A 13,980-nucleotide genomic window follows, 5' to 3' on the forward strand; every position below is an offset into this window, starting at 1 on the left:
AAACAGCTTAGGACGGTGGAAGATCTGCGTGCAACCATTCCCAGGACAGTCCGTGACAACCTCTTCAGTTTCGCCAGCCGATCCTGCCTTGTTCAGCTTCAACGTTGCTCATGTCGCGACGATCCAGACAAGCTTGCTAGAACTGGCGTCGAGGCTGAACTTCAGTGTTGGCCAGGAGGTGGATGACCTCGAGGAGTACGACGTAGCGTACCTTCAATTGAGAGATGGGTTTCACTTTTATCTCTGCAAATACAAGAGCCGACCGCCCAGCGAAACGGAGGTGTTTTTTGCCTCTCAATTGATTGACTGGGAGGCCCGCCTCAGGGAGATATGTTCCGCCCTTGGCATCGACTCGTCGGCCCTTCTCTGGAAGAACACTGCATACATGAAGACTGCTTGAGCGACAGCGCTGGACCGATGGCTGTTGTTTCAGCGCAGCTCCTGGGCGATCTTGGGGACAACTTGGTGGTGCTTAGAAACGCCCCACCTGGGGATAGATGCCAAGCTAGCGCCTGACAACGAACAGAATGAGGGAGTGGGAAATGAACATAGTGAAGGCGCAGCGGCGCGTGGTCGATTTCGCTAGGTCTTCGACTGACCGGCAAAAGGCGTTCAATCAACCAGGGTCTGAAAATCAAGCCATCCATCAACGCCGTGTGCCTGCGTCTTCGAGATTCTTGAAGCGTGGCCTTGTTTCCTGTCTGAGCATCGGCATAGCCTCGGTGCTCCTGGTTGTCTGCGGCAGTGCTTTCGCATATGTCCCATCCCAGAAGTCGTGGTCGCTATGGCAGCAACCGGGGGAATTTCCGACCAAGATGGCCGCATGCCTGGAACTTGGTCCTGCTGCCGCCGACAAGCAAATGCGCGGGACGTATCCCGACTATCCGGCCAACTGGACGATCCTGGGAAACTATCGGGAGTCGGCGAATGGCTTGAATTGCTCTTATGACGCTCAGCGCACCTCTGATGGATTGATCTGGGTTGGTGGCATCGGATTTCGGGTGGCACGTGAGTGGTGCCCCGCTCTGACCAGTACCTTTGTGTCCGGCTGGGGTTGCCAATGCAATCTCCCAGGATTCGTGGAGGACGAAACTCATACTTCTTGCAAACCGGTGCCGGCATCGCAGCCTCCCAACATGTGTATGAAGGGGGCATCGGCAGGCAATCCCATCTTGCCCGCGACCGCTGAAAAATACCGTAGCGAGACCGATTGGATCGACCAAGGCCCCGATGCCTTGTCCTTCACGCGGACGTACCGTAGCAACTGGGTTACCGACGACGCGCGGCTGAGTTCCAGTCTGGGCCAAGTCTGGGCTCATAGCTACAGCGTTGGTCTGAGCGCTATCCCCGTCGCCGCGCCGCTGACGGTCGCCATCACCTTGCCCGAAGGCCATGCACGCACCTTCTCGCGGCCTTCTACCAGTGCAGGGTGGAGCGCCAGCGACAGTGCCGATACCCTGACGCAGGCCGCCGACGGCGCCTGGGTCTGGCGCCGCGCGGACGGCGACACCACCTACAACTTTGCCGCCAACGGCCAACTGCAAACGACAGTCGCCTCCAACGGGTGGATGCACAGCTACACGTACAACGGATCTGGCCAGATCGCCAGCGTCACCAATGCTTTTGGCCGTACCCTTGTCTTCACCTACGTTGCTGGCCGCCTCAGTTCCGTCGGCACGCCGGATGGCCGGACGATAGGCTACGCATACGACGGCGCGGGTCGACTCTCTTCAGTCACCTATTCCGACGGCAAGGCCCGCACCTTTCTCTACGAGAACGCCACATACGGCCAGGCCCTGACAGGCATCCTCGATGAAACTGGCGCTCGCTGGGGAACTTTTGGCTATGACGCCAAAGGGCGAGCCACCAGTTCGGTGCTGGCCAGCGGTGCGGACAGCCACCAGGTCAACTACCAGGCGAGCGTTACGACTGTCGTCGATCCCTTGGGGACGTCGCGCACGTACAGCTACAGCACCGTCAAGGGCCAACTCTCGGTCGCATCGGGTTCCCTGCCTTCAGGTACCGGTGGACATGACGCCGCGACCCGAGTTCAGGACGCCAATGGCCTGATTACGTCAGAGACGGACTTCAAGGGCATCATCACGACGACCTCTTGGGACGTGGCCCGCCGCTTGCCCACCTCAGTCACCCGAGCCTCCGGCACCCCCGAAGCCCAGACGGTGACCACCCAGTGGCACCCGACCTTCTCGCTGCCCGCGCTGGTGACCGAGGCCGGCCGCACGACCGCCTACACTTACGACACCTTGGGCAACATGTTGACCAAGACAGTCACCGACACCACCAGCAATACGGCCCAGCTCTGGCAATGGGCCTACAACGCCCAGCAGCTCGTGGCCACCGCCACCGAGCCTAACGGCGCCGTCGCCAGCTACACCTACGACCCCCGAGGCAACGTCCTCACGGCCACCAACGCCCTCGGGCACGTCACCAGCTACACCTACGACGAGGCCAACCGCGTCGCGAGCTCAACGGGCCCCAACGGCCTGGCCACCAGCTACACCTACGACCCACGCGACCGCCTGCTGACCCAGACCGTCGGCGGTCAGACCACGGTCCTAACCTACAAGCCCTACGGCAGCGTTGAATCGATCACGCTGCCCACCGGCTTGGTCCTCACCTACAGCTACGACGCCGCCCACCGCCTCACCGGCTGGAGCAACAACCGCGGCGAGAGCGGGCTCTACACCCTGGACGGCATGGGCAACCGCACCGCCGAGCAGATCAAGGACAGCGCCGGCAATGTCGCCTGGAACGCCGTTCGCACCATCAACAACATCAACCGGCCAACTGCCAGAACCGAAGGCCCCAACCAGAGCGGCTATTTCAGCTACGACACCAACGGCGAACTCATACGCGCGACCAACGGTCTCAACCAGAGCACGCAGTATGGGTTGGACGGCCTGCGCAGGATCAAATCCATCACCAACGCTGCGGGCGCTGCCGCCACCCTTCAGTACAACGCCCTCGATGCCGTCACCGAAGCCAAGGACTTCAAGGGCGTGGCCACCACCTACGCGCGCGACGCCCAAGGCAACGCCACGGCCGAGAGCAGCGCCGACACCGGCGGCGCCAGCACCCAGTACGACGCCCTGGGCCTGCCCAACCAGATCACCGACGCCCTCGGCCAGGCCACCACCATCACCCGCGATGCCCTGGGCCGTCCCACCAACTTGGTCTTCGCCGACGGCAAGACCACCACCCTGCGCTACGACCTGAGCGCGAACAGCAAGGGCTACCTCTCCGAGATCGTCGATCGCAGCGGCACCACCGAGTACACGCGAGACACCTTCGGCCGGGTCACCCTCAAGAAGCAGACCCTGGCCAACGGCAGCGTGCAGCAGGTCAGCTACAGCTACAACCCGAACGGCACCCTGGCGAGCATCGGCTACCCGAACAATGGCGGGCTGCTCACCCACAGCTACGACGCCACCGGCCGCCTCACGGGCCTGAGCCTGAACGGCAATCCGCTGGTCACCGGCATCGCCTGGAATCCGCTGGGACAGCCCACCGTGTGGACCTGGGCCTTTGCTTCCCCCAGTCTCGCAGCCAGCCGCAGCTACGACACCGCGGGCCGCATGACCAGCACGGAGTTCAGCAGCTACGTCTACGACGCCGCCGGCCGCATCACCAGCCTGACGCAGACCCTCTACGCGCCGGGCGACACGGACCCCACCCACAGCACCATCGGCGCCGTTGCCATCACCTGGATCGTGGGCTACAACACTGTGGGCCGCATCACCGGCTTCAACGCCACCGGCAGCACCGCCGGCTTCGGCTACGACGCCAACGGCAACCGAAGCAGTAGCACGCGGGTGCTCAACGGCCAGAGCACCAGCCGTACCTACACCGTGGGCGCTGCGAGCAACCGGCTCACGGGCTTCTCCCAGATCATGAGCGGCTCTAGCAGCACCAGCGTCACCTACGGCTACAACGCCAACGGCGACCTCGTGAGCGACGGCCTCAGGAGCTACACCTACGACGCCGAGGGCCGCCTGGTGGCTTCCACCACCGGCGCCACCGACGTGAGCCCGACCACGCGCTACGCGCACAACGCACTGGGCCAGCGCGTCTTCAAGACCGAGCCGCTGTACCCACCGGGCCCCGGCGATGAAGCCGACCCGGGCTTCATGCAGAGCCTGATCGCGTTCTTCACCAGATTGTGGAGCCCGGCAACCAACCAAGCCGAGCAGCTGGGCTATGCGTACGTCTACGACGAGAACGGCACGCTGATCTCGGAGGCCGGCAGCGGCGGGGCCAACAGTGCGGGGCAGGTCAGCTACATCTACCTGCCGACGGTGACCGGGCCGATGCCGATCGCAGCGGTGATCAACGGCGACATCTATGCGGTGCACAGCGACCACCTGAACACGCCGCGCAAGCTCAGCAATGCGGACGGCCAGCCTGTCTGGCAGTGGAGCTACAGCGCGTTCGGGGAGGACAAGCCGACGATTGCGAAGAACCGGTTCGCGAACCTGGAGACCACACCGAACCCGGGCACAACGAACATCTCCGAGGTGAAGTTCAACCTGAGGTATCCGGGGCAGTATGCGGATGAAGAGTCGGGACTCTTCTACAACTACTTCAGGAGCTATGACGCGAGGACGGGGCGGTACAGCCAGCCGGATCCGATCGGGCTGGATGGCGGGTGGAATCGGTTTGGGTATGTCTCAGGGAATCCCTTGACGTACGTTGATTCGAAGGGTTTACTTGCAGCCCTTCCTGCATCCCGTAGTTCGGCGCCTGGCGGCATCCCTTGGCCCAGTACGGCGCCGCATACCGATGCGGTCCCCGGTTCGCGGCCTGATGCCATCGACCGTCTGTTCCCACCTGAACCCTCAGGTTCTAACGAAAACCAGCTTTGCTTCAATGACTGCACTGCTGAGCGTGCCGGCTGCACAGCCATGTGCACGAGAGCACGAACTGACCCGAATCTCCCGACAGTTTTCGGTGGATCTTTCGGGACCTGTATGCGCAGTTGTATGCCCGCTCGATGTGGAGGTTTTGGATGACTAAAGACGTAGGACTACACAAAGCACTGGAACAGCTGGAGCGTAGCGTCCGAAAGCTCGATGTAGTGCAAGCCATTGCAATCATCGAAAACGAGATTGCTCAGGCCGCCCCTGAATACGTGCCTCATTTCGAGGTGGAAAAAGCCCGGCTCTTGTATGAAGCGGGGCAAATCGATGAGGCGGCGCAGGTGTTGCGACGCACGGCTGTCCATAATGATGGCATTGATAGCGTGCATTTTTTTGCAGGCCAGTACATGCTGGAACTAGGCCTTCACCAGCAGGCAATCCAGCACTTAACCCGATGCGTGGAGATTTGCGAGTCTTCGCATGAGCACTGGTACCTCGATTCCGCGTATCTCTTGAGAGCGTATTGCGCGGCCCACGTTGGTAATAGAGAGCTAGCGCGGCGCGATTTGGCTCATCTTGGCGACGATGCAGACATGTCTTGGCTGGCTGTGGATCCCCCCGTTTCGAAGGCCGCTGTTAGCTCCATGCTCTGAGTTCCAGAAGTTCAACTCGGATCACTTCGACGTACAGGAACGCGATACAACATCGCGAATGTGTCGACTGCATGCGTAAGCAGCCGAACCGTTTAGCGATTACGTAGTTTTTTTAAGCGACGCCAAGACCGATCAAAATATTAGCGTTCATTTGCCGGTGAGCTGGACTTGCACGGGAGGAGGATGCGAACGATTCGGCCTCAGGCCGGTTTGTGTTGACCCAACACCGTTGTAACAGGTAGATTCACTCCCAAATCAACACGCCTTCGCGCGGTGGGGGGAAGCTATGGCTGAGTGGTCAGTGTGTGCGCTTGCTCGGAGATGTCAGACCGCGGCGAGGCATGCTTTGCGTCTGATCGCATGCGCACTGCTGACGGTTGCTGCGCAATCGTATGCAGCGGTGCCGATGCTTTCAGGCTGGTACGCGGAGGACGTTCGGCCTCGCAAAATGGAGGCGACCTATCAGGAAGCTTGCGATGGCGCCCTTGAGTTGGCGCGGTCAACCTATGCATCCTGGGGACCGGTAGAACTTCAAATCATTTTCTACGGCGCTGACCCCGAAGCCAAAACGGCCGTGCTATGCCGAACGCATGTTGTAGGATTGAACATATACCCCGACTACGTCGCTTGGCACGCGAACTACTGTCCCGGGAATAGCACAAGCACGTCGGCCGGAGATAGTTGCCAGTGCACCTTTCCCTTCCAGCAAGACGGAACCAACACCTCCTGCAAAGCAGCTACCCCGCAACCGCCTGCCAACATGTGCATGGCAGGTGTAGCGGCAGGCAAGCCCATCTTTCCCGCGACCGGTGAGGAATCCTTGACTGAGGCCGACTTGACGATCAACGGCCCCGCGTCGCTTTCATTTACTCGTATTTATCGAAGTAGCTGGGCCGGCGACGCTTCACGAGTTTCCAGCAGCATGGGGCAGGCCTGGACCCACAACTACAACACTGTACTCAAGGCATCACCGACGACCGGTCCGCTCGGCGTGGATATCGCCCTGCCAGAAGGGTACGTCCGCAGTTTCTCCTTGATCAGCGGAACGTCGAACTGGTCTCCGGGCAACAGTGCCGACACCTTGACTCAAACGGGCGGCGGCTGGAGTTGGCATCGGGCTGACGATGACAGCACTTACAACTTCGACGGTACCGGCGCCCTACAAACCTTGGTGCAGCGTAACGGTCGGACTATCAGCTATACCTACAACGGATCCGGTCAAGTTGCCACCGTCTCCAACACGTTCGGTCGCAGTCTGGCGTTCGCTTATAGCGAGGGCAAACTCGCGACGGTCACCACCTCTGAGGGTCGCGCGGTGGCTTACACCTACGACGGATTGGGACGCTTGTTCACTGCCATCTACCCGGATGGTAGGAACAGGACGTATCTCTATGAAGATGCCGCCTTCCCTTGGGCGCTGACCGGTATCTTGGATGAAGCCGGGCAGCGATATGCAACCATCGCGTATGACAGCAGCGGACGCGCCGTCAATACGCAACTCGCGGGAGGGGCTGATCAGTATCAGGTGAGTTATTCGTCACCGGGCTACGCCACAGTTGTCGACCCCCTCGGTATCAGCCGCAACTACGGCTACAGCGCCACGCAGGGCAGGCTGGCCGTAATCAGCAGCTCAGCGCTTTCGGGTGAAAGCGGTTCCGATGCGCGCTCGCGCACACAGGATGCCAATGGTCTGATCACCAAAGAAACCGACTTCAACTATGTGAACACGACCACGACTTGGGACGTGGTCCGGCGCCTGCCAACTTCTGTCACACGTATTGCGGACACGCCGAATGCCCAAACGGTCACCACGCAGTGGCACGCAACTTTTGCATTGCCAATGCTCGTGTCGGAGGCCGGGCGCACCACGGCCTACACCTATGACACCTTGGGCAACGTCCTCTCACGCGTCGTCACCGACACCAGCGCCTCACCCAATACGGTGAAAACGTGGCAATGGACGTACACGCCGCAGAGCTTGGTCGCCTCCGAAACCGAGCCCAATGGCGCTGTCACGAGCTATAGCTATGACACCCTTGGCAACGTCATTCAGTCGACCAACGCGCTGGGCCACGTCACTCAGTACGGCTACGACAGTGCCAGCCGCTTGGTGAGCGCCACCGCGCCCAACGGCGTGGTCACGGCTTACACCTATGACGCTCGTGACCGACTCCTGACGCAGACCGTGGGCGGCCAGACCACGACCATGACCTACAAGCCGACAGGTCTCCTCGAAACGGCCTCGTTCCCCAATGGCTTTGCCCTGACCTACACCTACGACGCGGCACATCGGCTTACTGGCTGGAACAACAATCGCGGCGAAAGTGCCAGTTACACCCTTGACGGCATGGGCAATCGCACAAGCGAACAAATCAGCAGGGGGGGCAGCACCGTGGCATGGCAGGTTGTGCGCACGATCAACAGCATCAACCGCCTCGACACTGAGACGGTGGGGGCGAATCAAAGCGTCAATTTGATGTACGACGCCAACGGGAACCTCACGCGTAGACGAAATGGTTTGAACCAAGACACCAACTATGGTCGAGACGGCCTGGGCCGGCTTGTGAGTGTCCTCAATCCAAACTCCAACGTCTTCGCCACCCTCAAGTACAACGCCCTGGACGCCGTCACCGAAGCCAAGGACTTCAAGGGCGTGGCCACCACCTACGCGCGCGATGCCCAAGGCAACGCCACGGCCGAGAGCAGCGCCGACACCGGCGGCGCCAGCACCCAGTACGACGCCCTGGGCCTGCCCAACCAGATCACCGACGCCCTCGGCCAGGCCACCACCATCACCCGCGATGCCCTGGGCCGTCCCACCAACTTGGTCTTCGCCGACGGCAAGACCACCACCCTGCGCTACGACCTGAGCGCGAACAGCAAGGGCTACCTCTCCGAGATCGTCGATCGCAGCGGCACCACCGAGTACACGCGAGACGGCTTCGGCCGCGTGACCCTCAAGAAGCAGACCCTCGCGAACGGCAGCGTGCAGCAGGTCAGCTACAGCTACAACCCGAACGGCACCCTGGCGAGCATCGGCTACCCGAACAACGGCGGCCTGCTCACCCACAGCTACGACGCCACCGGCCGCCTCACGGCCCTGAGCCTGAACGGCAACCCGCTGGTCACCGGCATCGCCTGGAACCCGCTGGGCCAGCCCACCGCCTGGACCTGGGCCTTCGCGAGCCCGAGCCTGGCGGCCAGCCGCAGCTACGACACCGCGGGCCGGATGACCGCCACCGAGTTCAGCAGCTATGTCTACGACGCCGCAGGCCGCATCACCAGCCTGACGCAGACCCTCTACGCACCCGGCGACACCGACCCCACCCACAGCACCATCGGCGCCAGCGACATCACCTGGACCGTGGGCTACAACGCCGTGGGCCGCATCACCGGCTTCAACGCCACCGGCAGCACCGCCGGCTTCGGCTACGACGCCAACGGCAACCGATCGAGCAGCACCCGGGTGCTCGGAACCCAAAGCACCAGCCGCAGCTACACCGTGGGCGCCACCAGCAACCAGCTCACCGGCTTCACCCAGAGCATCAACGGCGCCAGCAGCACCAGCGTCACCTACGGCTACAACGCCAACGGCGACCTCGTGAGCGACGGCCTCAGGAGCTACACCTACGACGCCGAGGGGCGCCTGGCCGCGGCCACCACCGGCGCCACCGACGTGAGCCCGACCACGCGCTACGCGCACAACGCGCTGGGGCAGCGGGTGTTCAAGACCGAGCCGCTGTACCCGCCGGGCCAAGGAGATGAAGCCGACCCGGGCTTCATGCAGAGCCTGATCGCGTTCTTCACGAAGCTGTGGAACCCGACAGCCAACCAGGCCGAGCAGCTGGGCTATGCCTATGTCTACGACGAGAACGGCACCCTGATCTCGGAGGCGGGCAGCGGGGGCGCGAACAGCGCGGGCCAGGCCAGCTACATCTACCTGCCCACGGCGAACGGGCCGATGCCGGTGGCGGCGGTGATCAACGGCGCCACCTATGCGGTGCACAGCGATCACCTGAACACGCCACGCAAGCTCACGAACTCAGACGGGCAGGCGGTCTGGCAGTGGAGCTACAGCGCGTTCGGAGAGGACAAGCCGACGATTGCGAAGAACCGGTTTGCCAACCTCGACATCACACCCAACCCGGGCACCACGAGCCTCTCGGAGGTGAAGTTCAACCTGCGCTATCCGGGGCAGTATGCGGACGAGGAGAGTGGGCTGTTCTACAACTACTTCAGGAGCTATGACGCGAGGACGGGGCGGTACAGCCAGCCGGATCCGATCGGGCTCGGTGGAGGGTGGAATCGGTTCGGGTATGTTGAAGGCAATGCCCTCAATAACTTTGATCCGTTCGGTCTGGCAGTGATTTCGCTGCCAGGAGAGACGTTCGCTGAGAAGATGGCATCAGTCCGCAAGTACAAAGACCTCATCGATGCGAATAACGCAATGAGGGAAAAACTCGCGAAGACTTGCCCCAATTTACTGGAAAAGTTTGATCGCTGGCGCGTCTACATCGATCCCAACATAGAGGATCCACTGCGGCGCTCCAGGGGCACGTATGCCCTTGGAACTCATGGCACCCAATCAACGCAATTCAACAAGAGCTTCTTCAACATCGGCCGTGACATCAATCCTTCTCAAGGCAATGTCTTTGCACATGAGTTCCGTCACATGATGGGTCAAAATTTCCGACTATCTCGCCGGGGCGATGAAGTTCGACCATCGTCCACAGTGCCGGCCGAGATCGATGCGGATAAGTGGGCTGAACAATTTTGGAGAGGGGAATGTGAATGTTGAAAACTCGCAGATATGTTTTTTTTATTCTTGGGTTGTTAGCTCAGTCTGCTTGGGCTGAATCGTTCGAATACAGCAGCCTCTTAACACAAAGACCTATCATCACCATTCAAACAGATCCGCCTCTTGTCGCTTCTGGAGACCGTGCTGTTGAGGCGAGATTCTGCAATGAACAACAATTTCACTGTGTCAGAAGCGATTGGTTTAATTTCTCAATTCCCAAGCATCGATCTGCAAATCAAGCTGAATGGAATTACGGCGGATTTGTTTATAGGCTCGTAGATGCTTCGCCAATTAGAGCGCTTGGCGTATGCCTGGAGGCAAGCAAAATAGTTAGCCTTCAAAATGACAGGGAGGTTCAGTTCTTTTTCTCAGATTCACATGGGTTGCTTGGATTCTCGATTCCGATTGAGGGGACTTCGGCGGCGTATGTGTCAGAACGGGAATTTGGCTTTGGGTCAACAAAATCGGACAAAGCGAAAGCTGCATTAACAAAAAAGCCGGGTGGTCCTCCAAATCATAAACTGCCTTCGGCATGCACTTAGGTGTGAAAATTTCGCGTTGATGCATTCATCCGGCCGAGATGCGAACTGATTCCAGCTATCAACGGTGGATCGTCTCCAGATGCCGTTCGATCTCATCTGAAGTTGCGGCTCAGCATCTCGCGCGGGCCATACCTTCGCGGTTCGTCGCCAAGAGCGGTCCGGCTAATCGGCTCGGCAAGCTGTTTGTGGACTACCTGCGCAACGGGCACGGCGCGACCACCGCGGCTCCGTTCTCTGCGCGCGCCCGGCCGGGCCTCGGCGTTTCCGCCTGTCAGCTGGGACGACGTTGCCGCGCTGAAACGCGGTGCGCAATGGACGATCGCCACTGCGCGCGAGCATCTGTCATTTCAGACCAGTGACCCGTGGGAAACCTACTGGAAAGCCAGGCAGACGCTCGGCAGGGGCGGGCCGATGAAGGTGCTTGGGTTCAGGAAAAAGAAGGGGTGATCATTCGATGAAAGGCGCTTCTCTGAGCGTCGGACTGCGACTTCAGGTCCGATACACGGCTGCGTTGCAATTTAGGCCCGCAGGACCAGCATCCCGCGTGCATGCCCGCTGGCGAGACGCTCGAGGGCGCCTCGAGCGTCTTCGAGCGGGTGAATGGTGTCCAGCACCACTTGACGAGGGTTCCCGTGAATCGCTCGATGACCGCAGGCATCTGCAAGGCGAAGTGCGACATGAAGGCATCGGGGCAAGTGAGGCGGAATGGCGCTCCTGCCCAACAGGGGCTTTACGAGTGTTCTGGGCCGGTCCCCGATGGAGGCAGCGACCCGCACGCCGCCCTTGTCGGGTTTGCGCATATCAGGCTTTCGGCTGGTGCTCTCGTGCCGGCCTGTCGAGCTCCGGCAGACGCACAGCGTGCCGCCGGGTATCTGGGCGATATATCCCAGCCCCGCTGCGCGGCCCGGTGGGCCCTTGCCCTACCCCGGCGTTCGTCCTTCTCCGTCTCGGCGCCAGCATAGCGCTCGCTAAGGTGGCCATTCCAATGAACAGGAGAATTCCATGAAAAGCATCATTCTCTGGCTGTGTGGCGTACCGATTGGCGTAATCATCCTGCTGAAGGTATTCGGCGTCTTCTGATTTGAAGCACGGTCCGCGGCCCGCGCATGGGACGACCCAGACCCGGGGCATTTCTTCTGGGTGCTGTTGGAGGAAGACGACGCCAGTCAATGGAACGAGCTCGAGTCGATCGACGAGTCTTTTGACATGTGGCTAGACGCACTGTACGCAGGTGTGCGAGCGCTCGAAAGCTACGCAACCGACGTACGCATCGGCGCTCGCGCCAATGGCAACGATGAAGCTGTCGACCCAGTCGGCTAAGAGAGAGGAACACCATGGCACCCAAGCAAGAGCATAAGCAAGGCGACATCGGGCGCCGCCTGATGTGGACCTTGCTGGTCGTCATCGCGGTCATTGTTGTTGGGGTGCTTTTCTTCTTTGGCATCAGCGATCCATCGAAGGGGCCAGGCAACGTGCCCGCAAGCGATGCCTCAGCTCCGAGCCAAGCGAGTGGAAACTCGCCCGCGTCCAAATAGGAGAAGCCGTCATGGCCCTTTACGTTATGTGGCGGGTCTGGTTGAAGGCAAGGGGGTATCTTCGTCGGCCTCCCCTCGCATGAAGTGAGATACGCGTGTGGCTCGTGTCCGTTGAGCTTCGCCGACTGGATCGCACGCACGAAGGGCCTGATCGCGACGACTTCGACGTTCGCACGTCGAAACGGTGCTGCGGGTCCTCGCTGATATCGACAGCCTCGACCTTAGGGCTGGCCGGTAGAGCCTCCATGGAACGCTCGTCCGCCCTGCAAGGCGCGAAACGCTATCGACAAAGTCTCGGGCTCGCGAATAAAACCGGTCCAAGTTTTATCCGCACCGCCGAGGGTCAGAAGTCCAGGGAATCCAACAGCCCTCGTGTCTAGAGCCGCGCCTTGGTCGCTAACTCGGTCACGGAAACGCCAATGCCTGCGGCAATCTGAACAACGGTCATCACGCCAGGGTTTTGCATCCCTCTTTCGATGCTGCTCATGTAAGAGCGATCGATGTGACTGCGATGCGCGAGCTCTTCTTGCGAGATTCCGTGCGCTTTGCGTAATGCCTTGATGGCAGTACCCAGCGCCAACAGCGCTGGGTCGAGCGCGTGTTTGGGCGAGGCAATTGGCATAGACAAAATGTTCTCGCCTCGTGTACGATCGCACCACGGACGATCTTCCACATACAGGCCTTCTCTCCATATGTACTGCGCCGCCTCCAGACGGGTTTTCGAGCTCAAGCGCAGCTTCGTGGCCGTATGACTCGCAGACACGTCGCATCGCCTCTACCAACGGCTCGACCTCTGCGGCTGCCGGTTTCGGTGACGCGTGTCCAGCCGCGGCAGCCCGCACCTGTCGTGCGCAGCCTGTCTGCGGCTCGCATCGGCGCGCAGGTGAGGGCGCTGCGCATGGCGGCCGAGGTGTCTGGCGGCGAACTGGCCAAGATCTCGGGGATTTCTGCCTCGATGCTTTCTCGCATTGAGCGCGGGTTGGTCTCGCCTTCGGTGGAGACCTTGGAGCGACTCGCGCAGGGCCTGCATGTGCCGACCTCACGCTTCTTCAGTGATCAGGCGCGGCGCACTGACTTTTGCCATGTGCGTGCAGGACATGGTGTCTTGGTCGATCGGATCGGCGCCGTGGCGGACTACCGCTACGAGCTGCTGGGTCACCTGCTGTCGGGCAATCTGTTCGTCGAGCCCTATCTGGTCACGCTGCTGCCCGGCGCCGATCCCTACGTGACCTTCCAGCATCCGGGCCTCAAGTTCCTGTACTTCCTGTCCGGGGAGGTCAGCTACCGCTATGGCGGCAGGACTGTGGAGGTGAGGGCAGGGGACTCGCTGCTGTTCGATGCGATCGCACTGCATGGGATTGAGGCCATCCAGACCCAGCCGGTCTCTTACCTGTCAGTGGTGTTCACGCTGCGAGAGTAGGCCGTTCTTGGGGGCCTTGCCGCGCAGCGCGGGCGATGCGGATGCCCATTCGATGGTTCCCCCGCGATTTCGCTGCGTGCCGAATTCACCTCTCCGTCCGTAGCTTTCTCTCGGTGTTCGGCATGCCGAACACGGAGAAGGTCTCGAACGGCAGC

Annotated in this window: 8 protein-coding genes and 1 pseudogene; 8 read left to right on the forward strand and 1 reads right to left on the reverse strand. The window is 60.9% G+C overall.

The window, feature by feature from the left end; genetic code table 11:
* Positions 1–52 precede the first annotated feature (52 nt).
* The 7 genes and pseudogenes from QFZ42_RS00845 to QFZ42_RS00875 all read left to right on the forward strand — a co-directional run bounded on the left by QFZ42_RS00845 (position 53) and on the right by QFZ42_RS00875 (position 12,405).
* Positions 53–400: a hypothetical protein gene (locus tag QFZ42_RS00845; RefSeq protein ID WP_307699131.1), complete on the forward strand. Its 348-nt coding sequence runs from the start codon at positions 53–55 to the stop codon at positions 398–400.
* Between the two features lie 742 nt (positions 401–1,142).
* Positions 1,143–5,030: an RHS repeat-associated core domain-containing protein gene (locus QFZ42_RS00850; protein ID WP_307704137.1), complete on the forward strand. Its 3,888-nt coding sequence runs from the start codon at positions 1,143–1,145 to the stop codon at positions 5,028–5,030.
* Positions 5,027–5,530 carry a hypothetical protein gene (locus tag QFZ42_RS00855; protein ID WP_307699132.1) on the forward strand — a complete coding sequence of 168 codons (504 nt, stop codon included), beginning with the start codon at positions 5,027–5,029 and terminating at the stop codon, positions 5,528–5,530. Before QFZ42_RS00850 ends, QFZ42_RS00855 begins: the two co-directional genes overlap by 4 nt.
* A 766-nt stretch (positions 5,531–6,296) precedes the next feature.
* The gene (locus QFZ42_RS00860) at positions 6,297–10,328 is read left to right on the forward strand and encodes an RHS repeat-associated core domain-containing protein (protein WP_307699133.1); all 4,032 of its coding nucleotides are present in this window, start codon (positions 6,297–6,299) and stop codon (positions 10,326–10,328) included.
* The gene (locus tag QFZ42_RS00865) at positions 10,322–10,870 is read left to right on the forward strand and encodes a hypothetical protein (protein ID WP_307699134.1); all 549 of its coding nucleotides are present in this window, start codon (positions 10,322–10,324) and stop codon (positions 10,868–10,870) included. Before QFZ42_RS00860 ends, QFZ42_RS00865 begins: the two co-directional genes overlap by 7 nt.
* 95 nt (positions 10,871–10,965) lie before the next feature.
* Positions 10,966–11,317, forward strand: a pseudogene (ligD, locus tag QFZ42_RS00870) (non-homologous end-joining DNA ligase LigD); the annotation flags it as partial.
* A gap of 887 nt (positions 11,318–12,204) precedes the next feature.
* Positions 12,205–12,405, forward strand: a complete 201-nt coding sequence (locus QFZ42_RS00875; protein ID WP_307699135.1) for a hypothetical protein — start codon at positions 12,205–12,207, stop codon at positions 12,403–12,405.
* A 376-nt stretch (positions 12,406–12,781) separates the two neighbouring features.
* On the opposite strand, the gene QFZ42_RS00880 is transcribed toward QFZ42_RS00875, so the two are convergent.
* Positions 12,782–13,135, reverse strand: a complete 354-nt coding sequence (locus QFZ42_RS00880) for a helix-turn-helix domain-containing protein (RefSeq protein WP_307699136.1) — start codon at positions 13,133–13,135, stop codon at positions 12,782–12,784.
* Between the two features lie 117 nt (positions 13,136–13,252).
* Here QFZ42_RS00880 and QFZ42_RS00885 point away from each other — a divergent pair, with 117 nt between their 5' ends.
* Positions 13,253–13,825: a helix-turn-helix domain-containing protein gene (locus QFZ42_RS00885; RefSeq protein WP_307699137.1), complete on the forward strand. Its 573-nt coding sequence runs from the start codon at positions 13,253–13,255 to the stop codon at positions 13,823–13,825.
* Positions 13,826–13,980 lie beyond the last annotated feature (155 nt).

The sequence above is a fragment of the Variovorax paradoxus genome (genome assembly GCF_030815855.1).
In the GTDB taxonomy this organism is placed as follows: Bacteria; Pseudomonadota; Gammaproteobacteria; order Burkholderiales; family Burkholderiaceae_C; genus Variovorax; species Variovorax paradoxus_M.

Coding starts and splice junctions, on each gene's coding strand:
- QFZ42_RS00855 (WP_307699132.1), top strand. CDS start 5,027: ATGACTAAAGACGTAGGACTACACAAAGCACTGGAACAGCTGGAGCGT.
- QFZ42_RS00850 (WP_307704137.1), top strand. CDS start 1,143: ATGAAGGGGGCATCGGCAGGCAATCCCATCTTGCCCGCGACCGCTGAA.
- QFZ42_RS00860 (WP_307699133.1), top strand. CDS start 6,297: ATGGCAGGTGTAGCGGCAGGCAAGCCCATCTTTCCCGCGACCGGTGAG.
- QFZ42_RS00865 (WP_307699134.1), top strand. CDS start 10,322: ATGTTGAAAACTCGCAGATATGTTTTTTTTATTCTTGGGTTGTTAGCT.
- QFZ42_RS00875 (WP_307699135.1), top strand. CDS start 12,205: ATGGCACCCAAGCAAGAGCATAAGCAAGGCGACATCGGGCGCCGCCTG.